This window comes from Pseudaestuariivita atlantica (genome assembly GCF_001205715.1).
GTDB lineage: Bacteria > Pseudomonadota > Alphaproteobacteria > Rhodobacterales > Rhodobacteraceae > Pseudaestuariivita > Pseudaestuariivita atlantica.
The window spans coordinates 16,802-37,927 of sequence record NZ_AQQZ01000011.1; the positions used below are offsets into that span (position 1 = coordinate 16,802).

Genomic DNA, 21,126 nt, shown 5'->3' on the forward strand with positions numbered 1-21,126 from the left:
TCACGGTCACTTCTGGATTTAGATGAGGAAATCCGAAGCGTTCAACGTCAGGTTGCCGGTCAGTTCGATCTCCATGTCCGCGGCGCCGTCGCCGTCGCGGTCGGCTTGAACGAGCGTCACGCCGCCGACCTGTTCGTAGCGCAATTCACCCGCCGTGCCGGTAAAGGCCGCGTCGCCCACGAAGTCGAACCGCTGCTTGCCGCCAAGGGTGGTCGCGGCGTCGATCCGGCTCAACTCGATCCGGTCCTCGCCGCTGACGAAATCGGTGATGACATCGCGGTTGCCCGCGCCGACGCCCGACTCGTCCGCCTGGAAATAGATGAAGCGGTCGCGCCGCCCGGCATCGTCGCCGCCGGTCATCACGTCCGCGCCAAGGTTGCCATAGATCGCGTCGGCACCGGTTCCGCCATCCAGCGTGTCGTCGCCCGCCCGGCCATAGAGCCGGTCGCTGACGCCGCCGCCGTCCAGCATGTTGTTGCCCCCGTCGCCGCGCAGGTTGTCGGCGGCCTCGCCACCGCGCGCATCCTCGATCCCGGTAAAGGTGTCGCCCGCGCCCGCGCCTTCGGCGAAGAACCGGGCAAAGCCCGCACCCGACACGTCCGAGGCAAGGTCGACCAGAACCCGCGCCGTCTCGCCCGCGTAATCGGCAAGGTCGCGGCCGGTGCCGCCCTCCAGCACGTCGGCCCCTGCGCCGCCCATCAGCGTGTCGTCGCCCGCGTCGCCGCGCAGCGTGTCGTCCCCGGCCCCGCCGATGACGCTGTCATCGCCCGCGTCGCCGCTATAGACATCCGCGCCGCCCAGAAGGTCGATCGTGTCGTTGCCGGTGGTGCCGGTGATGTCGTCCGCGCCCTCGGTGGGTGCGTTGGGATCGGTCACCGCGTCCTCGGCCAGCGCGTCGGCCTTCACGTTCTCGCCCGCCATGGTCACGGTGGTGGTGACGGTGCCCGTCAGCCCCCCGCCCGAGAAGGTCACGGTATAGGTTCCGTCCGGCAGCACCATCTGGTAACCGCCCGCCGCCCATGTCGTCGTCACGTAGGCCGGCCCGCCCGAGGTCGACACGGCGGTCACGGTCACGCCGCCCAGCCCCTCGCCGGGGTCATAGAAATCGTCGCCATCCTGATCGTCGATCACCACGCCCAGAAGCTGCGGTTCGTAATCCCAGCGGTCGGCGATGTGCTGGGTGACGGAAAACGGCCCGATGTCGAGCGATCCGTCGAACACCTCCAGCATGCCGATCCCGATCTCGGTCACGCCGTCGCGCAGGATCGCGTTGCGGTGACCCGGCGGGTCCTGGATGCCGGTCGTGGTGAAGCCCCAGTCGATGTAGAACCCGGCATGGCCGTGCACCACGTCCTCGGTATAGGCATAGATGTTTTCCGACAGCGTCCGCAGGTTGTTGTAGCCCGCCTGCGCCACGCGGTTGCCCAGCGACGGCTCTCCCGGCAGGTTGTGGGACTGCTCGTCATAGGTGATCATCAGTTGCGAATGGGTGTCGGCCGAGCTCGCCAACGCCTCGTTCCATGCCAGCGGCGCGACCGCGGGCGGCACCGCAAGCTGGGACGCCAGCACCGACATGTCCACGTCGAAGAAGCGCAGCGCGCTGGTGATGTTGGCCTGCACGCCGGTCTGCGTGGCGGCGTCGATGATCAGGTGATCGAATTCGCCCGCCGGATTGGCGCGGGCCCGGTTGATCAGCTCCAGCCAGTATTGTTCCTGTTCCGTCGGCTCGTGCGTCAGCATCTGCTCCTCCATCCGCGGGTTGTCCCGTCGTCACGGCCCGCGCGCGTCTAGCCTCTTACCATCGGGGCGCGGCATCGCAAAATCACGACATGTCGCGGCGCATCCGGACGCCCCGGTCGGCAATCCCTTGCCTGTATCGGGACGACCGGGTGCCGGATACCGGCGAACCACGGCTGAATTGAGGCCTTCAGCGGGTCAGATCAGGAAATCGGAGGCCGTCAGGGTTAACGTGCCGGTCAGCTCGATCTCCATGTCGGCGATGCCGTCGCCATCGCGGTCGGCCTGCACGATGGTCGCGCCGCCCACCTGCTCGAACCGCAATTCACCCGCCGTGCCGCTGAAGGCGACGTTGGCGATGAAGATGAAGGGCTGTTTCAGGGGCTGGGTGGTGTCGGCGTCGATCCGGGACAACTCGATCCGGTCCTCGCCGGGGGTGAAGTCGGTGATCACGTCGCGGTTGGCAAGGCCGACGCCTGTTTCGTCGGCATTGAAATAGATGAAGCGGTCCCGCACGGCATCTGCGCCGCCCGTCATCACGTCCGCGCCGCGATTGCCATAGAGGGCGTCCGCCCCCGGCCCGCCGATCAGAGTGTCGTCGCCCGCGCGTCCGTAGAGCCGGTCGCTGACGCCGCCGCCTTCCAGCCGGTTGTCGCCCGCGTCACCGCGCAGGTTGTCGGCCGATGCTCCGCCCGTCACGTGCTCGACCCCGTCGAACGTGTCACCTTCGGCCGCACCTCGGGTGAAGAAGCGCGCGAACGCCGCACCCGACACGTCGGTTTGCAGGTCGACGAGGATACGGCCCCCGGCGTCATGGGTGTAATCGGCGGTATCGCTGCCGTCGCCACCTTCGAACCGGTCGGCCCCCGCGCCGCCCTGCATCAGGTCGTCTCCCGGCCCGCCTTCCAGCACATCGTCCGAGGCGCTGCCGACCAGTGTATCCTCGGCCCCGAATCCGCGCAGGACCGAGGCGCCGGACGCTTCCAGCAGGTCGGGATCGTCGGTGCCAAGCATCGCGGTGCCGCGGCGCACGTCGAACAGCTCGCTGGCAAAGATCGTGCTGTTCTGCTGCTCCCAGACCAGCAACCCGTCACCGCCCGGTTGCGCCGCGACCTGCACGCCAAGCACCGGGCCGTCCTGCCCGTCAAGCGCGACGGGATCGCTCAGCGGCTGCAGCGCGGCATCGAATTGCTGAACCACCGCGTCGTTGCTCGCCTCGTAAGGCCAGCGATACGACCCGCCCGCCGCGACGAGGATCGTGCCCGATTGCGTGACGAACATGTCATGCGAGGGCCCGAGATCCAGCAGGCGCGAGGCCAGCACCTCTCCTTCCAGCGTCAGCGTCAGCAAATAGGTGCGGTCGCGGGTATCCGTGGCCAGCATGGCAAGGAACCCGTCGGGATGCAGCGTGACATGGCTGGCCGAGGTATAGCCGCTCACCACGATCCGGTCCGACAACTCCTGCCCGTCAAGCGCGTAGCGCTGGACGAACAGGACCTCTTCGTCGTCGGGGCCGTATCTGAACATCTCCCCGACCACCACGACGCCGCCCACGGGGTGGGGGACCATCACGCTGCCGTAATCGACATAGCCGTCAGCGGGAGAGGGAACATTCAGCGTCGATCCGGTATTGCCGCCGGTCTGGAAGAACGTCTCGAACACGATAGCACTGGAATACGGATCGAGATGACCCAGCGCGAAGCCGCCATTCGGCGTGTGCGACAGGGTGATTTCCGCCCCGGAATACACATCGGAATAGTCCAGCGTCGCAATCTGTTCTGGCGCCTGATCGGGGCGCAGGAGGTAAGTACGCGTATACGCAGTTTCGGCATCCGGAAGGAACGCGCCCCATGACACGACCAGCGTGCCGGTCCCGAGTTCCAGCGCGACAAAGGCATCCGTGAATTCAGCGTCATCGTAAAGGTCGTCGACCTCGTTCAGCGTGACCGCTTGGCCTGGCTGGCCCGCGGCATCGACGCTCAGAACGCTTTCGGCCCAAACGGTGCTGGTGATGATGCTGCCGCCGAAATCGTGGTCTCTTGGGAAGAACAGCTCGACCAGCACGCTGTAGGTGCCATCGCTGCGGGGGATCAGCTCGTGTAGCGTTTGGACACTGCCGCCATCGAGCATGCTGCGTGTCATGGCTGGCCCTCTCCATCGTGCGTGTGTCGATTATATCAGGAAATCGTCCACCGTGAGCGTGTGCGTGCCGGTCAGTTCGATCTCCATGTCGGCGACGCCGTCGCCGTCGCGGTCGGCCTGCACGACGGTGATCCCGCCCTGCTGTTCGAACCGCAATTCGCCCGCCGTGCCGGAAAAGGCGGCGTCGCCGACGAAGTCGAACCGTTGCTTGAACCCTTGGGTGATGTCAGCGTCGATCCGGGACAACTCGATCCGGTCCTCGCCGGGGGTGAAATCGGTGATCACGTCGCGGTTGCCGGGGCCCACGCCGGTCTCGTTCGCCTGGAAATAGATGAAGCGGTCGCGCACGGCGCCCGGCCCGCCCGTCATCTCGTCCGCGCCAAGGTTGCCGTAGAACGCATCGGCCCCCGCGCCGCCATCCAGCGTGTCGTTGCCCGCGCGGCCATACAGGCGGTCGCTGACGCCGCCGCCCGACAGCACGTTCGCGGCCCCGTCGCCACGCAAGTTGTCGGCGAACGCGCCGCCGGTGACGTTCTCCACCCCGTCGAACCGCGCGCCGGCCCCCGCGCCCGCATCGAAGAACCGGGCAAAGCCCGCGCCGGACACGTCCGATTGCAGGTCGACCAGCACCCGGCCTCCCGCGCCGCTGTAATCGGCGATGTCGGTGCCCTGTCCGCCCAGCAGCCAGTCGGCGCCGCCGAAACCTTCCAGCGTGTCGTCGCCGTCGCCGCCCTGCAGCGTCTCGGACAGGTCGCTGCCGATCAGCAGGTCGTTGCCGAGGTAGCCCAGCAGGTGCCCCTCGCCGTTGGCGGTCAGCGTGTTGGGAAACTCGTCGCCCACCAGCACCCGCGTGCCCACCGCATCCTCGGCCGCGGAGATGTCGGGCCGCCCGATGTAATAGCCCGCGATCGTGATGGTATAAAGGAAATCGCCATGCTCGTCGCCGTAGGTGTTGGTGGCGAGGTCCACGTCGGTGCCGTCGAACGCGGTCTGGTCGAACACCACCGGGTCGGCGATGGACTGGTTCGCGCGCAGCACGTCGGCGACAAGGTAGCTGCCCTGCGGCATCACCTCGGGGAAGGACACGATGTCCTCGGAATTGGCAAAGTTCATGTGACCGTCGGGCCGGGTGTATTCGCCGTTCGCGTCCGCTTGCGGGCGGCTGGCAGGCGGCACGCCCAGAAGCGCGCCAAGCGCGTCGGACACGCCCGGTGCAAGCCCCGGCGACGCGACCGAGACGACCGACACGGTGGCAAAATCCGCGTCCCAGTCTTCTTTGAGGAACAGGCTGAACAGGTCAGCCACGGCCCCGCCCAGCGAATGGCCGGTGACCACTATGGTGTCGATGCCGTTGGCCAGCGCGTAATCGCGCGCCGCGTCGAAGAACGGTTTCAGCATCATGAAGTATTCGGCCTGCCCCGAGGGCGAAAAGGACTGCCCGCCGATGGTCGCGTCGACAAGGTTGTCGGTGCCGCGAATGGCAAGGTAAAGCGTGCCCGTTTCCCCCGCGCCCGACCCGTCCGATAGGTAAGCCGCCGCCTCGGCCGGCTTGGTGTCCATCTCGGGCAGGAAGTCGTTCACCGTCAGGCCCGGCGGCACGAAACCCAGCTCCAGGAAGGCCAGCGCGTTCAGGAATTCCTGCGCCCGCCCCTCGGGCGACACGTAGATATTGCCCCCCTGGAACACCCCCTGCGCGTCGAAGAAGTCGCTCGACCCGGAGGGAAGGAACCCGCCAAGATCGACGATGCTCAGACCCGCCGAGGTCACGTCGCCGTTGAAATCGAGGTAGAGTTGCGGCGCGTCGTCATAGGTCGCCTGAACGGTCAGCATCCCGGTAATGGCGTGCAGCGAGGTAACGGTCATGGGCAAAGGGCTCCGGTGATATGGCGGGTCGCGGGGCCGGTCATCCGGCCCCGGTAGTCAGATCAGGAAGTCGTCGGTGGTCAGCGTCAGCGTGCCGGTCAGCTCGATCTCGAAATCGGCAATGCCGTCACCGTCGCGGTCGGCCTGCACCAGCGTGATGCCGCCCTGCTGTTCGAACCTGAGTTCGCCAGCGGTGTTCGAAAATGCCGCGTCACCGATGAAATCGAACCGCTGCTTGAAGCCTTGGGTGATGTCGGCGTCGATGCGGCTCAACTCGATCCGGTCCTCGCCCGGTACGTAATCGGTGATCACGTCCCGGTTGCCCGCGCCCACGTCGGATTCCGCGGCGTTGAAATAGATGAACCGGTCGCGCCGCCCAGCATCGTCACCGGCGGTCATGGTGTCCGCGCCAAGCCCGCCATAGAACGCATCCGCCCCGGCCTCGCCGAAGAGCATGTCATCGCCTGCCCGCCCATACAGGCGGTCCGAAACGCCGCCCGTGCGGAAGATGTTTTCGCTGCCATCGCCACGCAACTGGTCGATGCCGCCGCCGGTCTGGAACTCCTCGATATCGACGAACGTATCGCCCACCGCGTCGCCAAAGCTGATCGCGGGGTTCTGCAAATCGACCCGGACGGAGCGCGTCGCGCTTTCGTAAGAGGCGACATCGTACCCGTCGCCGCCTTCCAGCACGTCGGCCCCTGCCCCGCCGTCCAGCGTGTCGTCGCCGTCGCCGCCCTGCAGGGTGTCGATGCCCGCGCCGCCCTGCAACAGGTCCGCGCCGCCATCGGCCAGCAGCCGGTTGGCGCCGTCATCGCCCGTCAGCGTGTCGTCGCCGGTGCCAAGCGCCTCGACCACCTCGATCCCGGCGACGGTGCCGCCCGCGCCGAAGGTGCCCGCCGCCAGATCGACCGCCACGCCATCGGCCGAGGCCAGCAGGCGCAGCGTGTCGGAATCCGCGCCGCCGTCGACCGATCCGTCCATCGTGCGGTCGGCGAGGATCAGGTCGTCATCTGCGCCCGCATCCACGTCGTCCGACCCTGCGGCGACGATGGTGTCGTTGCCCGTCCCGCCCAGCACCACGTCGCGGCCCGCGCCGCCATCAAGGCTGTCATCGCCGGCCCCGCCATCAATCGTGTCGTTGCGACCCAGCGAGATCTCCACCCCCGGCGCGATGGTGTCGTCACCGTCCTCCCCGGTGATCGCCCAATCCTCCCCGGCGAGGAAATCGGCGAAATACGCCTCGTCGAAGCGGCCCGTCGCTGTGGTGGAGGTCCTCTCGATCAGCTCAAACAGGTTCGCCCCGCTTTCCGAGATATCGGAAATGGTCAGCCAGATGAAGAAATCGGGGATGTTGTTGAGGTCCAGCTCCTGCAATACCATCTCGTTGACGGTGCCGTTGATGAAGGTCGACCCGCTCGACGCGACGCTCAATCCGCTGCCCGACAGCGCCACGGTCGCCGACGCTCCGGAACTGACCGACATGCTGGACCCCGATCCGCGCGCGATGCCGCCGTCAAACGCGGTCTGGAACTGGGTGATCCGCGCGTTCAGATCACCCGACACGGTCATTGTCGGCATGGAAAGCCCTCCGCTTGTCTTTGGGTCAGATCAGGAAATCGGTGGCCTGAAGGGTCATGGTGCCGGTCAGCTCGATCTCGAAATCCGCCGCGCCGTCGCCGTCGCGGTCGGCCTGCACGATGGTCGCGCCGCCGCTCTGCTCGTACCGCAATTCGCCTGCCGTGCCGGAAAACGCGGCGCTGCCGACGAAGGTGAAGGCCTGCTTGAAGCCCTGCGTGGTGTCGGCATCGATCCGGCTCAACTCGATCCGGTCCTCGCCGCTGACGAAGTCGGTGATGACGTCGCGGTTGCCCGCGCCCACGCCCGATTCCGCCGCGTTGAAATAGATGAAGCGGTCGCGCCGTCCGGCATCGTCACCGGCGGTCATGATGTCCGCACCGAGGCCACCGTAAAACGCATCCGCCCCGGCCTCACCAAACAGCATGTCGTCTCCCGCACGCCCATACAGGCGGTCGCTGACGCCGCCGGTGCGGAAGATGTTGTCGCCCGCATCGCCGCGCAGCTGGTCGATGCCGCCGCCGGTCTGGAACTCCTCGATATCCATGAAGCTGTCGCCGACCGCGTCGCCGAAGCTGATCGAGGGGTTCTGCAGATCGACCCGGACGGACCGCGTCGCGCTTTCATAGGACGCGATGTCGTACCCGGTGCCACCATCCAGCGCATCGCCCCCGGCGCCGCCGTCCAGCGTGTCGTTGCCCGCGCCGCCCTGCAACATATCGTCACCGGCATTCCCCATCAGCATGTCGTTGCCGCCAAGGCCCGACACGCTGTCGCCCCCGCCATTGCCTTCCAGCGTGTTGGCGGTGTCATTGCCGTTGATCGTGTCGTCGCCCTCGCCGCCGCGCGCGTTCTCGATCACCACGTTGTTGGCAATCGTCAATCCGCCGACAATCCCGTCCGAAAACGACACGTATCCGCCCGCGAACTCGTTCACCAGCGTCGCTGCGCGCAGGTCGATGGTGAAATCGCGCGTCGATCCGGCGGCGGTGATCATGTCGGTCCCGCCCGCGTCCCAGATCGACATCCACGCCGTGCCCGACCCGTTGCTGTCCGGCAGCGTGTAGGTGTCGTTGCCGGTATTGTGGTTCATGTTCGCGCCATAGATCGCCTGGATCGCGGCAATGTCGAGCGCCATGGGCGTCGAGGCATATCCGTAATTCTCGAACCCGTTGGCGACGCTGTGCTGCGGGTACTGCGTCGGCCAGCCGTCGTTATAGCTCTGGACGGTGAAGATGCCCTGGTTGATGTTGAAATCGCCGTAATCGTCGAATTCCGCCGTCACGCCCGGAAACCGCCCGCTGTTGCCGCCGAAATCGTGGGGGTGGGCAAGGCCCAGCCCGTGGCCGATCTCGTGCACCAGCGTCAGGAAGCCGTAGCCGCCGGGCTGCAGACCCTGCGGCGTCCAGCCGTCGGCATTGAAGGCAAAGACGCCGTACAGAGGTTCGATCGAGTTGGTATCGGGCACCTCGTGCCAGCCAAGCGCCTGCACTTCGTTGACCGGGCCCTGCCAGTACCAGATGTCGGCATCGTTGGCGACGTTGGTCAGCGAGAAGGTGATGTTGGCAACGTCCATCCATGTCTGCATCGCGGCCTGCAGCGCCGCGATATCACTGGCGGACCAGGCGGGCGCATTGGTGATCCCGTTGAAGTTGAACGGATCGGCGCCGCTTTGCAGGAAGTATTCGATCAGCGTGCCGGGGCCGGGGCTGCTCCACGCGCCGCCCCAGAACAGGGCGTCGATATACACGTTCGACCCGTTATAGGTCACGTTGCTGGTGGTTGTCGTTGCGGCCACGGCTGAACTCCTCGAACTCTCACGGCCGCGCGCGGGGCGGCTCCCACGGCCCGGATCGGCTCCGGGTGTTGGACGTGTCTACCAAGGGGTTCGTGAAGCGTCTACCGCGCCGGGTCTCAAAGCAGGAAATCTCCCGCCGACAGCGTCAGATTGCCCCACAGGCCAATCTCGAAATCGGCGTCGCCGTCACCGTCCAGATCGGCCTGAACCAGCGTCATTCCCGCGCCCGCGTCCCATGCCGCGCGCAGTTCTCCGGCGGTGCCGGAAAAGGCGTCCTGCCCGATGAAATCGAACCGCTGCTTGCCGCCCTGCGTGATGTCGGCGTCGAACCTGCTGATCTCGATCCGGTCCTCGCCGGGCACGAAATCGAGGATCTCGTCGCGGCGGTTGTCGCCCGGTTCGCTTTCGTTGACGTTGAAATAGATGAACCGGTCGCGGCGGCCGGCGTCGTCGCCGCCGATCATCGTGTCGGCACCCCGGTTGCCGTACAGCGCGTCTGTCCCCGCGCCACCCTCCAGCCGGTCGTTGCCCGCGCGCCCGTACAGCCGGTCACTGCGTCCACCGCCCACCAGCCTGTCATTGCCGTCGCTGCCACGCAGGTTGTCGGCGTAGTCGCCGCCCACGAACCGCTCGATCGAGACATAGGCGTCACCGGCCACGTCGCCGTACTGGAAGAACCGCGCGAAAGAGGCGGTCGAGACGTCGAATTTCAGGTCCACCAGGACCCGCCCCGCGACCTGGCTGAAATCGACGGTGTCGTTGCCGTCGCCGCCATCGTGCATGTCGCCGCCCTCGCCCGCCATCAGCACGTCGTTGCCGCCGAGACCATAGATCATGTCACCCCGCGGCCCGCCTGACAGGACGTCCCGGTTCTCGGTTCCGGTGATGGTGTCGCCATCACCCGTGCCACCGCCAGAACCGCCACCGGACCCGCCACCGCCGCCGCCCGATCCTCCTGAACCGCCGCCACCCGAGCCGCCGCCACCCGAGCCGCCACCACCCGAGCCGCCACCACCCGATCCGCCGCCGCTCGACCCGCCATCGGGGTCGGTCAGGGGGTAGACGTAATGCGCGGGGCCGTAGCTGAAGGTGATGTCATCGGCATCCAGCGACCCGCCAAGCGCGTTGATCACGTCGAATTCGAGCCCCCGCACGGTGACCCGCGCACCGTTCGCCGTGGGCACGACCTGCACGTCGGCGAGCGAATGCACCAGCGGGATGAAGGACAAATCGATCACGTCGGCATTGATGCGGTAATCGGCGATGCGGTCGCGGTCCTCTCCGGGCAGGATGACGAAGGTATCGGCTCCCGCGCCGCCGGTCAGCGTGTCCGCGCCCTCGCCCGCGAACAGGATGTCGGCCTGCCCGGTTCCGACCAGCGCGTCATCCAGATCGGTATCGGTGAACACCCCGCCGAACCCCGTCAGATCGACGTCGAAAAAGCCCACGCCCGGCTCGGTCTCGGACGCGGCAAACAGGGTCAGCCCGTCATCATGCGCGGCCAGTTCCACCGACACCACGTTCTGCAGGGGCGCGTCCAGCGTGTCCTCGGCATGGGCGAGCGGCACCAGCAGCCCGCCGGGAGCCAGCAGGAACAGGCTCACCCCGTCATCCGGCCCGCCGGCGGCGACAAAGACCTGCCCGTCGCGTTCCACCGTGGCGATGGTCGCCACGTCGCCAAAGCGCGATCCGCGGTCGTCCAGCACGTGATCGGTCAGCGCGAAGGTGCCGTTGCCGCGCACTTCCAGCACCGACAGGGTGGACGACCCCGCCGCGCCGACGATCACGTAGGTCGCGCCACCGACCGTGACCGCCTCCAGCGCGGTGGGCGTGTCCGCGCCCAGCCCTTCCTGCGGGCCGACCACGTCCGCCGCCTGCAACCGCCCGTCACTGGTGATTCGCCACAGCGTCACCTCGTTCCCCGAGGCGCTGGCCGACACGACGTAAGGCTGCGCGCCCCGGTCGAAGGCGACCAGCGCGTCGACATGGTTCAGCCCGGTGCCCACGGTCTGGCGATAGGTCAGCGCACCGCTCGCATTGCCCTCGTAGACCGAGATGCCGCCTTCCTCGTGCCCGACATAGACGTAGTCACCCCACGCCGTGACGGTGTGCGCGTCCCGCGCCACCTGGCCCGCGAAACTCACCTGCTCCGCCTGTCCGGGCAGCCCGCCGCCGCCGGTGCCGTCCAGCACGTGGCGCTGCACGCCGTCCAGCCCGTTCAGCGCCACCAGCACCCGGTCCTCGCCGCCATAGGTGGTCTGGGTGATGTCGACGCCCGAAAAGACGCCGGTGTTGCGGGCGTGGGTCTGCTGGTCGGCCAGTTGCACCGCGCCGCCCGCCGTCACCCGGTACAGGCTCACGCCGTTCACCCAGCTGTCGGCCACGACAAGGAAGGTCTCGCCCCCCAGCGTCACGATCTCCAGATCGGTGGTCGGTGATGACTGCTCGAAAATCCCGCGCGGCAACAGCGCCCGGTACGCGATCTCCATGGTGCCTGTGCCCCAACTGCTCTTGCGTGCTCGTTGGGGGGACCGTCGGGGCAAAGCCCGTCAGCAGCGCGGGCGAAGCTGGACGGAAATGCGTCTTTCGGTGACGATTTTATTCAACCATCCGGGCGGTTCCGGGCCTAGACGAAGCCGTCAAGCTCGGTCCCGGTCAGCATCGTGCGCAGCGTGTCGGGGTTGGCGATCACCTTCTCCAGCTCGGGCAGATCGGCGATCTCGGGCACCTCGGCGGCGGCGTCGCGCTGCGCGGGATCAAGGCCCAGATGGTTCAGGGCCAGCGTCACGGTGTCGGCGCGGTCGTCGACCAGCTCCTCGAAACTCAGCTCCAGAACCGGGCCGAACCGCTCCAGCATCTGGTCCATCACCGCGTATCCCTGCCGGACGTCGCGCAACGCCTGGTCAAAGACCTGCGCGCTGATCTCGGGCAGCTTGCCGCGCTTGCCGCGCTTCAGCGCCGCGCGGTCCAGCGCCTGGTGCACCCAGTTGTCACGGCGCAGGACGATGATGGCGGGATCGTACCCGGCAAGGGTCGTGATCACCGGGTCGTCGATGGCCATGTCGCGCTTGGGCGTCTCGACGCAGATCGTCAGGCCGCGGGTGCGTCCCTGCTCCTTCGGCCCTGCCGCCTCGCCCCAGAACCCCTCGATGAAGGCCGCGCGGCCCTCGGCGGTCTGCGGCACGCCACCCGGAAGCGCCGCACGCTGGAACAGCCGCCCGTGCAGCCCAAGCTGGGGATGCGCGCGCAAGAGCGCCGTCAGGGCGTCGGACCCTGACTGGGGCGTGTGGAACAGCAAGAAAGGTCGCGGCATGGGCGGAACACTCGGAACACGGGAGTTGTCTGGACGCGGACGCTATGCCGAACCATGCGCCTGCGTCAATCGAATGGCGGGATTGCGCTCAGGGGCGGCGGTTCATCAGAAGCGTCACGGCGACGTTCTTGAACGGCTTCAGCGCGTTGCGCGATTGAGGCCAGCGCCGCAACACCTTGCCATAGGTTTCGCGCAACCTGCGATAGATCGTGCCGCGCAAGGTGGTGCCGCGCACCTCCATCTCGACCTGCTGGTCCAGCACGTTGTTCGACACGAATTGCGACGCGAACAACTGGGCCTTGTATTCCAGCCGCCCGTAATTCCGCGCGGCGGTGTCGGGCGTCATCATCTGCACGGTGCGGTACCCGCGATCCTGCACGGCGTAGGCGATCAGCCGTTCCTGCACATGGGCAAGGCCGCCGTCGATGTGGTGCGGCTCGGCATTGTAGTCCGACCACTTCCAGTTCCAGTCGAACATCTTCCACAGCGCGTCGGGGCGGAACCAGTACATGGTGCCATAGGCGCCCACCGGCGTGTGATCGTCGAGCGGCACGTCGATATACATCTCACCCGCCAGATCGGCGAGCGCCTGCTTGTTGTTGTACCACGCATGCCCCAGCGTCCCGAACCCCACGTGGATCACCGGCGGGATCATCAGGCCGATATCCGGTTCGGCCTCCATCAGGTCGAGCACGTTCTGCACATACGGCGTCGAGGGCACGAGGTTGTCGAACAGGTGCGCCTTGAAGCTTTCGCCCACCTGCCGCGCGACCTGCGGCGTGCGTTTCGAGTGCAGGCGCAGCGCGACCTCGTACTCGCCCGACCGCGCCACGTCCCGCCACGTGATGAAGAGGGAGGACATGTCCCGCCCCCGGTTCTGCTCCACCACGCGCACCTCGCCCGCGCCCTCGGCGGGCCATCCCTTGTCGGCAAGGAAATCGCGGATCAGGGCGGCGTTGTCCTCGGTCGCGGTGGTGATGAACAGGTGGAACTCGCCCGGCAGCCGTTCGATCAGCTCCCAGAACTGGGGCATCATGTCGGCGTAATAGGCGTGGATGAAGACGGCGTAGGGGCCGAAGGACCATGCCGTCTTGTCGGGGTTGTAAGCGCGGTGCGGCACGACCTGGTACTGGTCGGCCAGCGTCGCGAAATCGCGCGCCTTCACGAAGCGCGTCGCGAACCGGATGATCGCGGCATAAAGGTCCGGGTCGGCCTGCCGCAGATCGTCCAGCGCGCCGCGCAGGTTGATCGCGTTCAGGTCGTGGATCAGCGGATCAAGCAGCAGGATCGACGACGCCATGCAGGGCGCGCCGTGCCTCAAGGTCAGGTCGACCTCGAAATAGCGCGGCTCGATCGAACCGAGCGCATCATCCTCCATCGGGTAGGCCACCGCGTGGGCCTGCGCCTCCAGGAGCGCGCCGAAGGGCACGATCCCGTGCGTCATGTCGCGCCACGCATCGCCCGACGGTTTGAACCCGCGCCAGAAGGCCTGCACCTTCGGATCGGCCAGAACGTCCGGGCCGATCACGGTGAAATCAAGCTGCGGCACCCGGTCGGGCACCGCGGTCTTGAACCGCACGTCCAGCTTGCAATTGTGCCAGTAGGGCGCCAGCACGCCCGCGCCTTCGGGCAGCGCCAGCGACGGCGGCGTGCCCTCGCGCCAGACCGGGCCGAACGCGGTGGCGCCCGTCAGCAGGACCGGCGCCGTGACCGGCCCCTCGTCCCACAGCGCGATCAACCCCTGCCGCCACGCCGCCATGGGCGTGGCATGCGCGCCTTCGATCTCGGACAATTCGACACCGGCGATCTTCTCGGCGAATTCGCGCACGCGGGCCAGTTGGGTGGCCTCGGCGATGACCATGACGCGGGTGCACATCCGCGACAGGCGCTCCAGCGCCAGCCGGATCACCCGGTCCTCGTTCAGGCCCTTGCCGATGGCGTAGATCGCCGTGATCTGTTCCGTCATGGTGATGCCCGGCCCTGCCCTGTCCTGTCAGATCCGCCCCGCCCCGCGCGGCGCTCAGTCCGCGTCGTACCCCATCGCGCGCATCTCGGGGGCCCACTTCGCCTTGAACCGCGCGATCTGGTCGTCGTTCAGGAAGTTGCGGTAATTGTCCTTCTGCCGCTTCCAGAAGAACTTCCCGTTCTGCTTGGTGCGCCGGTCCGACGTGCGGTAGACGCTGTTGATGTCGATATTCTCCAGCCCGAGGAAATCGCACATCCCCATCACCGACCCTTCGAAATCGTCGTACAGGTCCTCGTAGCGCAGGATATGCACCGGCATCGTCTCGCCCAGCTTGGTGAAGTTGGCAAAATGGTCGAACACGCTGCCGAAGGCGCGGTTCTGCGGCACCAGCGTCGCATGTTCGAGGAAGATGCCGAACAGCTCTTCCATCTGCTCGGGCGTCAGATCCTCGACCTTGTCGAACTGGAAAGGCAGCGACTTGCCTGCCTTGGGCGACACGTTCTTCGACACGAAGTTGAGATAGCTGCAGAACACGTCCAGCGGATGGCGATAGATCTGCACCACCTTGTCGGTGTGCAGCGGCTGGCCGTCATCCTCGGCCAGAAGCGTCGCGTGGTGCGACTTGTAGAAATACCAGTCCTTGCCCTGGAAGGCCCAGGGGTTCTCCATCACCTTGCCGAAATGCGTGTCGGTCACGTATTTCTGCATCACGCCCGGACCCATCGGCATGCCGGTCGCCCCGGCGATGATCGCCCGCAACCACGTATTGCCGCTTTTGGGGAAGGAATAGAGGCCGACAACCTTTGCCGGCTGGGAAGTGTCGTTCATCTAGCTGCTCACGCTCTTCTCGATCATCAACTCGTCACAGATCACGTCCAGCATATCCTGCACCTCGTCCTCGAAACGGGGATCGCCGTCCTTGACCTCGGGCGCGGCCTCTGCCCCCGCCTCGGTATAGTGGCGCATGAATAGGCTCATCACGTGGGCGACGCCAGCAGGTTCCACGTCACGCAGGTCGGACGCGAAATAGTCGCCGCCGGCATGGTTGCCGGTGATGACCTCGTAGGACGGGAAATAGAAGCAATCGGGCACGGTGGCCGACAATTGCTCGGCCGCGACGCGCAGCACGGCCTTGGAATAGGCGGTGGCGGTGATCACGCTCTGATCCTCGCGCGCGGTCGCGATCAGCGGCACGGGGCTGACCGTCAGCAGGATCTTCACATCCGGGTTGGCCGTGCGCAGGCCGGTGGCGAAATCGGTGAAATCCTGCACGATCTCGTCCACGGTGAAATTGTGGAACTCGTGGCGTTCGGGATCGAACGTGCCGCCCGCCACGCCGGGTGCCATGGCAAAGACGGTGCCGTCCTCGCGGCTCACCCATGCCTCGGTCAGGCCCAGCGTGAAGACGAACACGTCCGCCTCGGTCAACATCTCGCGCACGGCCGCATAATGCGCCTCGCGCGCGGCGGTGAACGCCTCCATCGTCGGAAAGGGTTTCTCGGTCACGTTGGGGCGGAACGGATCGACGAACCCGCCGTCCACCTCCCACACGTCCTCGACCGGGGTGAACTCGCCAAAGGCGCGGCCCGCCAGCTGCAACAACTGCCGCACGGTATAGATGTTGCCGTACCGGGCCGAGAAGACGCCATAACCGAACTGCCGCGCCACCACCGGAGAGATCACCGGATGCGCGTCCTCGGTCACGAAGTAATTGTATCCCGCACCTTGCAGGTGCTTGGCGATGTGCTGCGCGAAACAGCTGCCGGCGGTGGCGATCTTCATCTCGGGCGTCAGCGTGAAGCCGCCCTTGACGACGGGATCGATCTCGGGCCGGGCGCGGCCGCGATGGCTGCGGCTCCAGAAGCAATGGTCGGGCAGGCCGGAATAGGGATTGGTCATCGCTCAGGCCTCCACCACGTTGGGCAATGCGGTGCCGATCAGGTGACGCAGCACCACCTTGCCGTAATCGACGTTGCCGTGCGTCGGGTCTTCCTGCCAGAACTGCTTGGCCAGCGTCCCGTCGACAAAGACGACATCGGGCAGGTCCACGAAATGGCTGTTGGTGCCCGATTGCGCGGCCTCGCGCAGGACATCGCAATACAGAAGCCACATCTTGCGCCGGACCGAGATCGGCGTGATCCCGCTTTTCTTCGCGCGCTCGGCGAAGGAACCGGGATAGGACAGGATATGCGCCTCGGACGCGATCGGCGGCGGCGGCGGCTGCACGTATAGCGGCCGATCGGTCGTGGCGTTGAAGAACCGCCAGAACAGCAGCACGTTGCGCTCGGCCTGGTACTGCATCTGGGCGCGCATCATCTCGGTCGGGATGATCTCGCGGTCATCCAGCACGTCGATGCCGCTGCCCGGCAGGTCGAAATCGAAGGGCCGCGGATGTTCCAGCATCGCCATGGCGTTGTATTCGTTGCCCATGCAGATCAGCAGGATCGCGTCCGGTTCGGCCCGCGTGGTGACATGCGACATGCGCCGTTCAAGCGCCTCTGTCAGCACGCGGATGCGGCCTTTGGGATCGGTCAGCATCGCGGAGGGCGCGCGCATCCGCGCCTCGACCTTGGCGCGCTGCCGGTCGGGCAGCGCCGCCACCGCGCGCGGTTGCAACGTGTCGAAATTGGGCTGGAAGGGCTTGGTGTTCAGGCGCACGAACTGCGCCTCCACGCCCGGAAACTCGCCCGCGCGGCTGGCCCGCGTGAAGGCCGCCTGCACCGAGCCAAGATGCGAATGTCCGAATCCAAGAAGTTTGCGAGTGGTCATGCGCAGCCTTTCAGGCAGTTCGCGGGCCGGGTACCGCAGGGGTGGAGCCCGGCCCGGAAAAAGGTCGGGGGCTTATAGCAACGACTGCAAATAGGCACCATACTTGTTCTTCTTCATCAGTTCGGCCTGCCGTTTCAGGCCGTCCGTCTCGATCCACCCGTTGTCATAGGCGATCTCTTCAAGGCAGCCCGTCTGAAGCCCCTGCCGGTTCTGCAGCGTGCGCACGAAGTTGCCCGCATCCAGAAGCGACCCGTGCGTGCCGGTGTCGAGCCACGCGAAACCGCGCCCCATCCGCTGCACGTCCAGATCGCCCTCTTCAAGGTACATCTCCAGCAGCGTGGTGATCTCCAGCTCGCCCCGGTCCGACGGTTTCACCGCGCGGGCCTTTTCCGGCGCGGTGCCGTCGACGAAATAGAGGCCCGTGACCGCGTGGTTCGACGGCGGAACGGTGGGTTTCTCGATGATCGCCGTCACCTTGCCGTCGTCGTCATAGGCCACCACGCCATAGCGTTCGGGATCTGCCACCTGGTAGCCGAAGACGGTCGCGCCGGTCGGCTTCTCGTCGGCGGCGCGCAACAGGTCCGGCAGGCCGTGACCGAAGAAGATGTTGTCCCCCAGAACCAGCGTCGACGGCGCACCGTCAAGGAAGTCCTCGGCGAGGATGAACGCCTGCGCCAGCCCGTCGGGCGACGGCTGGGTGATATAGGTGATCTGCACACCGTACCGCGACCCGTCGCCCAGCAGGCGCCTGAACTGCTCCTGGTCGTCGGGCGTGGTGATCATCGCGATCTCGCGGATGCCCGCCAGCATCAGCACGCTCAGCGGGTAGAAGATCATCGGCTTGTCGTAGATCGGCAATAGCTGCTTCGACACGCCTTGGGTGATCGGATAGAGCCGCGTGCCCGATCCGCCGGCAAGAATAATGCCCTTGCGTTGTGTCATGATTTCAATGCTCCCAGGTCTTGCAAAATATCGGTCAGCCCCGCGCGCCAGTCCGGGCGGTCGAGGCCGAAGGTGTCCTTGGTGGTCGAGTTGTCCATCCGGCTGTTGGCCGGGCGCACTGCGGGGGTCGGGAAGTCGCTGGTGGGGATGTCCACCACCTCGGGGCTCAGCCCCGCCTGCCGGAAGATCTCCCGCGCGAAATCGGCCCAGCTGACATCCGGCCCGCCCGAGATGTGATAGGTGCCCGTCTTGCCCGGATCCTCGACCAGCTGCCGCGCGGCGGCGAGGCACAGATCGGCGATGTCGGCGGCGGGCGTCGGCCCGCCCACCTGGTCGGCCACGATGGTCAGCCGGTCACGCTCGGCCCCCAGCCGCAGCATCGTCTTGACGAAGTTGTTGCCATGCGCCGACACCACCCACGAGGTGCGGAAGATCGCGTGCGGCCCGCCCGCCGCGCGCACCGCCTCCTCCCCCGCCAGCTTGGTCCGGCCATAGGCCCCCAGCGGGCCCGTCGGATGATCGGTCGAAAACGGCGCCTCCCCTGCCCCGTCGAACACGTAATCGGTCGAGATATGGACGAAGGGGATGCCAAGATCGGCGCAGGCCCGTGCCATCGCTCCGGGCGCCTCGCCGTTGATGACGCGCGCCGCGTCCTCGTCGCTTTCGGCCTTGTCGACGGCGGTATAGGCGGCGGCGTTGATGACCGCTTCGGGCGCGTGATCGCGGATCGCCGCCGCGCAGGCCTCTGGATCGGACAGGTCAGCCACGTCGCGGCCAAGCGCCACGACCTGCTCTTTCCGCAACACCTCGGTCGCGACCTGCCCGGTCTTGCCGAACATCAGGATCTTCATCACACCCACCCTTCCTTGTAACCGCGCGGCCGGCGGGGCGCGTCGGTCTTGACCTTCATCCGCTTCTGCGTGATCGGATCGCGGGTCATCTGCAACATCCGGATCAGGTCAGCGGTTTCCGCCACCCGTGTCAGAGGGTCCTGCTCGGTGTCCAGCATGTCCAGCAACAACCCGCGGAATTTCGCCTCCAGCGCGGCGGCCTCTTCGATCAGCTCCTCGTCGCTGTCCACCCCGTCCTCGTCCTCGCGCGCGGGGAAGCTGTAGCCCATCCGCTCCTCGACCCACGCGATATCCTCTGCCGTCTCGTCAAGGATCCGGCGGCGCATCGCGGGGCCGTACCGGAACGGCGTGCTGCCGAAATCGCGCAACGCGTTCGACACCGCCATATGTGTGGCGGTAATCGACTTGCCCAGTTCCCGGAAATCCAGCGCCTGCCGGTTCCGCACCATCATCAGCGCCAGTTCCTCGCGGTTGTGCGCCGGGTTGGCGGCGGGCACGTCCGGCGGCGCGATCCCCGCACCGATGCGATGAAAGAAATCCGCCACGATGTCACCGCCATGCATCTGCGCGCGGTCGAAGGGAACAAGCGTCACGTTCTCCGCACCGAAGACGTCGTCGAACATCTTCAGACGCTGCTTGTATGCAAAGAGGTGCTGATTGATCGTGTCGAATAGCCCCAACTTGATGTTCTGGCCAGCCGCGCTTTGCGACCATCCGATCGGGTCGCGGACATAGGCAATGATCCTGAAACCATCGACATAAGGCGCAAGCCTGTCGCGCACGCTTTCGACATCTTCCTTGCGGAACGTCCACGACACCATGACCTCGCTGGAAAACACGACATGGCGCTTGTCACGGTTGGCCAGCGTTTCGTGCATCAGGTCGCGATAGGTCTTCCGTAAGGCGGGCACGTCCTCCGGCGCGATACGCATCCACCGCAAGTTCTCGCGCGGGGCCGACGCGCGCAATCCAAGATGGACAAGCGGCGCATGGCGCAGCGGCTTGGGGATCGGCCACGTGTGGTCGGGCAAATCCGCCGCGTCGAGCGCCGATTGCAGGGTCGTCGACCCCGCCTTGGACATCCCGATATGCAGGTACGCGATCCGCATCGGCCCGGTGGCGATCAGGCCTTGGTGCCCAGTCGCTCACCCACGCCGTCGCGGTTCTGCAACGCGCGCCACCACTCCTCGTTGTCGAGGTACCATTGCACCGTCTTCTCGATCCCCTCCTCGACCGTGACGGACGGGCGCCAGCCCAGCTCGTCGCGGATGCGGCTTGGATCGATGGCATAACGCAGGTCGTGGCCGGGCCGGTCGGTCACATAGGTGATCTGCTCTTCGTACTTGTCGTTGCCGGGGCGCTTCTCGTCGAGGATCGCGCAGATCGTCTTGACGATGTCGATGTTGGTCTTCTCGTTCTCGCCGCCGATGTTGTACGAGCGGCCCAGCTTGCCCTTTTCCAGCACCAGCAACAGCGCGTCGGCGTGGTCCTCCACATAGAGCCAGTCGCGCACGTTCAGCCCCTGCCCGTAGACCGGGATCGGCGCGCCCGCCAGCGCCTTGAGGATGACGACCGGGATCAGCTTTTCGGGGAAGTGATAGGGCCCGTAATTGTTCGAGCAGTTGGTCATCACGATCGGCAGGCCATAGGTTTCGTGCCACGCGCGGACAAGGTGATCGCTCGCCGCCTTCGACGCCGAGTAGGGCGAGTTGGGGGCGTAAGGCGTGTCCTCGGTGAACTGGCCGGTCTCGCCCAGCGTGCCGAACACCTCGTCGGTCGAGATGTGGTGGAACCGGAAATCCTCGGGCCGGCCCTTGCCTTCCCAGTATTTCCGCGCCGCTTCCAGCATGTTGAAGGTGCCGGTGATGTTGGTCTCGATGAAATCGCCCGGCCCGTCGATCGACCGGTCCACGTGGCTTTCGGCGGCCAGGTGCATGACCTTGTCGGGCTGGTGTTCGTCGAACACCTTGTCCAGCGCCGCGCGGTCGCGGATATCGACCTGCGCGAAGGCATAGTTCGGGCTTTGCGCGGCCTCGGCCACGTTGTCGAGGCAGGCGGCATAGGTGAGCGCGTCGACGTTCACCACCTCGTGGCCCCGCGCCACGGCCAACCGCACGACGGCCGAGCCGATGAAGCCCGCCCCACCCGTAATCAGAATTTTCATGTC

The 21,126-nt window shown here is 66.4% G+C and carries 15 protein-coding genes; all 15 read right to left on the reverse strand.

The window, feature by feature from the left end; all coding sequences use genetic code 11:
- Window positions 1-18 precede the first annotated feature (18 nt).
- Window positions 19-1,740: a M10 family metallopeptidase C-terminal domain-containing protein gene (locus ATO11_RS18360; RefSeq protein ID WP_165586997.1), complete on the reverse strand. Its 1,722-nt coding sequence runs from the start codon at window positions 1,738-1,740 to the stop codon at window positions 19-21.
- Window positions 1,741-1,935: 195 nt separating this feature from the next.
- The gene (locus ATO11_RS22330) at window positions 1,936-3,879 is read right to left on the reverse strand and encodes a calcium-binding protein (RefSeq protein ID WP_242601461.1); all 1,944 of its coding nucleotides are present in this window, start codon (window positions 3,877-3,879) and stop codon (window positions 1,936-1,938) included.
- A 30-nt stretch (window positions 3,880-3,909) separates the two neighbouring features.
- Window positions 3,910-5,742, reverse strand: a complete 1,833-nt coding sequence (locus ATO11_RS18370; RefSeq protein ID WP_050532388.1) for a M10 family metallopeptidase C-terminal domain-containing protein — start codon at window positions 5,740-5,742, stop codon at window positions 3,910-3,912.
- A gap of 57 nt (window positions 5,743-5,799) precedes the next feature.
- Window positions 5,800-7,323 carry a calcium-binding protein gene (locus tag ATO11_RS18375; RefSeq protein WP_050532389.1) on the reverse strand — a complete coding sequence of 508 codons (1,524 nt, stop codon included), beginning with the start codon at window positions 7,321-7,323 and terminating at the stop codon, window positions 5,800-5,802.
- A 25-nt stretch (window positions 7,324-7,348) separates the two neighbouring features.
- On the reverse strand, window positions 7,349-9,118 hold the full coding sequence (locus ATO11_RS18380; protein WP_050532390.1) for a M10 family metallopeptidase: 1,770 nt from the start codon (window positions 9,116-9,118) through the stop codon (window positions 7,349-7,351).
- Window positions 9,119-9,234: 116 nt separating this feature from the next.
- The gene (locus ATO11_RS18385; RefSeq protein WP_050532391.1) at window positions 9,235-11,607 is read right to left on the reverse strand and encodes a M10 family metallopeptidase C-terminal domain-containing protein; all 2,373 of its coding nucleotides are present in this window, start codon (window positions 11,605-11,607) and stop codon (window positions 9,235-9,237) included.
- A 137-nt stretch (window positions 11,608-11,744) separates the two neighbouring features.
- The gene (locus ATO11_RS18390; protein ID WP_134643157.1) at window positions 11,745-12,431 is read right to left on the reverse strand and encodes a sulfotransferase family protein; all 687 of its coding nucleotides are present in this window, start codon (window positions 12,429-12,431) and stop codon (window positions 11,745-11,747) included.
- Between the two features lie 88 nt (window positions 12,432-12,519).
- Window positions 12,520-14,397: a rhamnan synthesis F family protein gene (locus tag ATO11_RS18395; RefSeq protein WP_050532393.1), complete on the reverse strand. Its 1,878-nt coding sequence runs from the start codon at window positions 14,395-14,397 to the stop codon at window positions 12,520-12,522.
- Between the two features lie 54 nt (window positions 14,398-14,451).
- Window positions 14,452-15,225 (reverse strand): sulfotransferase domain-containing protein, encoded by a 774-nt coding sequence (locus ATO11_RS18400; protein ID WP_050532394.1) that lies wholly within the window; start codon window positions 15,223-15,225, stop codon window positions 14,452-14,454.
- Window positions 15,226-16,296 carry a GSCFA domain-containing protein gene (locus ATO11_RS18405; RefSeq protein ID WP_050532395.1) on the reverse strand — a complete coding sequence of 357 codons (1,071 nt, stop codon included), beginning with the start codon at window positions 16,294-16,296 and terminating at the stop codon, window positions 15,226-15,228.
- A 3-nt stretch (window positions 16,297-16,299) separates the two neighbouring features.
- Window positions 16,300-17,166: a hypothetical protein gene (locus ATO11_RS18410; protein ID WP_050532396.1), complete on the reverse strand. Its 867-nt coding sequence runs from the start codon at window positions 17,164-17,166 to the stop codon at window positions 16,300-16,302.
- A 72-nt stretch (window positions 17,167-17,238) separates the two neighbouring features.
- The gene (gene rfbA, locus ATO11_RS18415) at window positions 17,239-18,108 is read right to left on the reverse strand and encodes a glucose-1-phosphate thymidylyltransferase RfbA (protein WP_050532397.1); all 870 of its coding nucleotides are present in this window, start codon (window positions 18,106-18,108) and stop codon (window positions 17,239-17,241) included.
- The gene (gene rfbD, locus ATO11_RS18420; RefSeq protein ID WP_050532398.1) at window positions 18,105-18,959 is read right to left on the reverse strand and encodes a dTDP-4-dehydrorhamnose reductase; all 855 of its coding nucleotides are present in this window, start codon (window positions 18,957-18,959) and stop codon (window positions 18,105-18,107) included. The genes rfbA and rfbD overlap by 4 nt, the downstream gene beginning before the upstream one ends.
- Window positions 18,959-20,068, reverse strand: a complete 1,110-nt coding sequence (locus ATO11_RS18425) for a hypothetical protein (RefSeq protein WP_050532399.1) — start codon at window positions 20,066-20,068, stop codon at window positions 18,959-18,961. Before ATO11_RS18425 ends, rfbD begins: the two co-directional genes overlap by 1 nt.
- A gap of 14 nt (window positions 20,069-20,082) precedes the next feature.
- Window positions 20,083-21,123, reverse strand: coding sequence for a dTDP-glucose 4,6-dehydratase (rfbB, locus tag ATO11_RS18430; RefSeq protein ID WP_050532400.1), 1,041 nt, complete (start codon window positions 21,121-21,123; stop codon window positions 20,083-20,085).
- Window positions 21,124-21,126 lie beyond the last annotated feature (3 nt).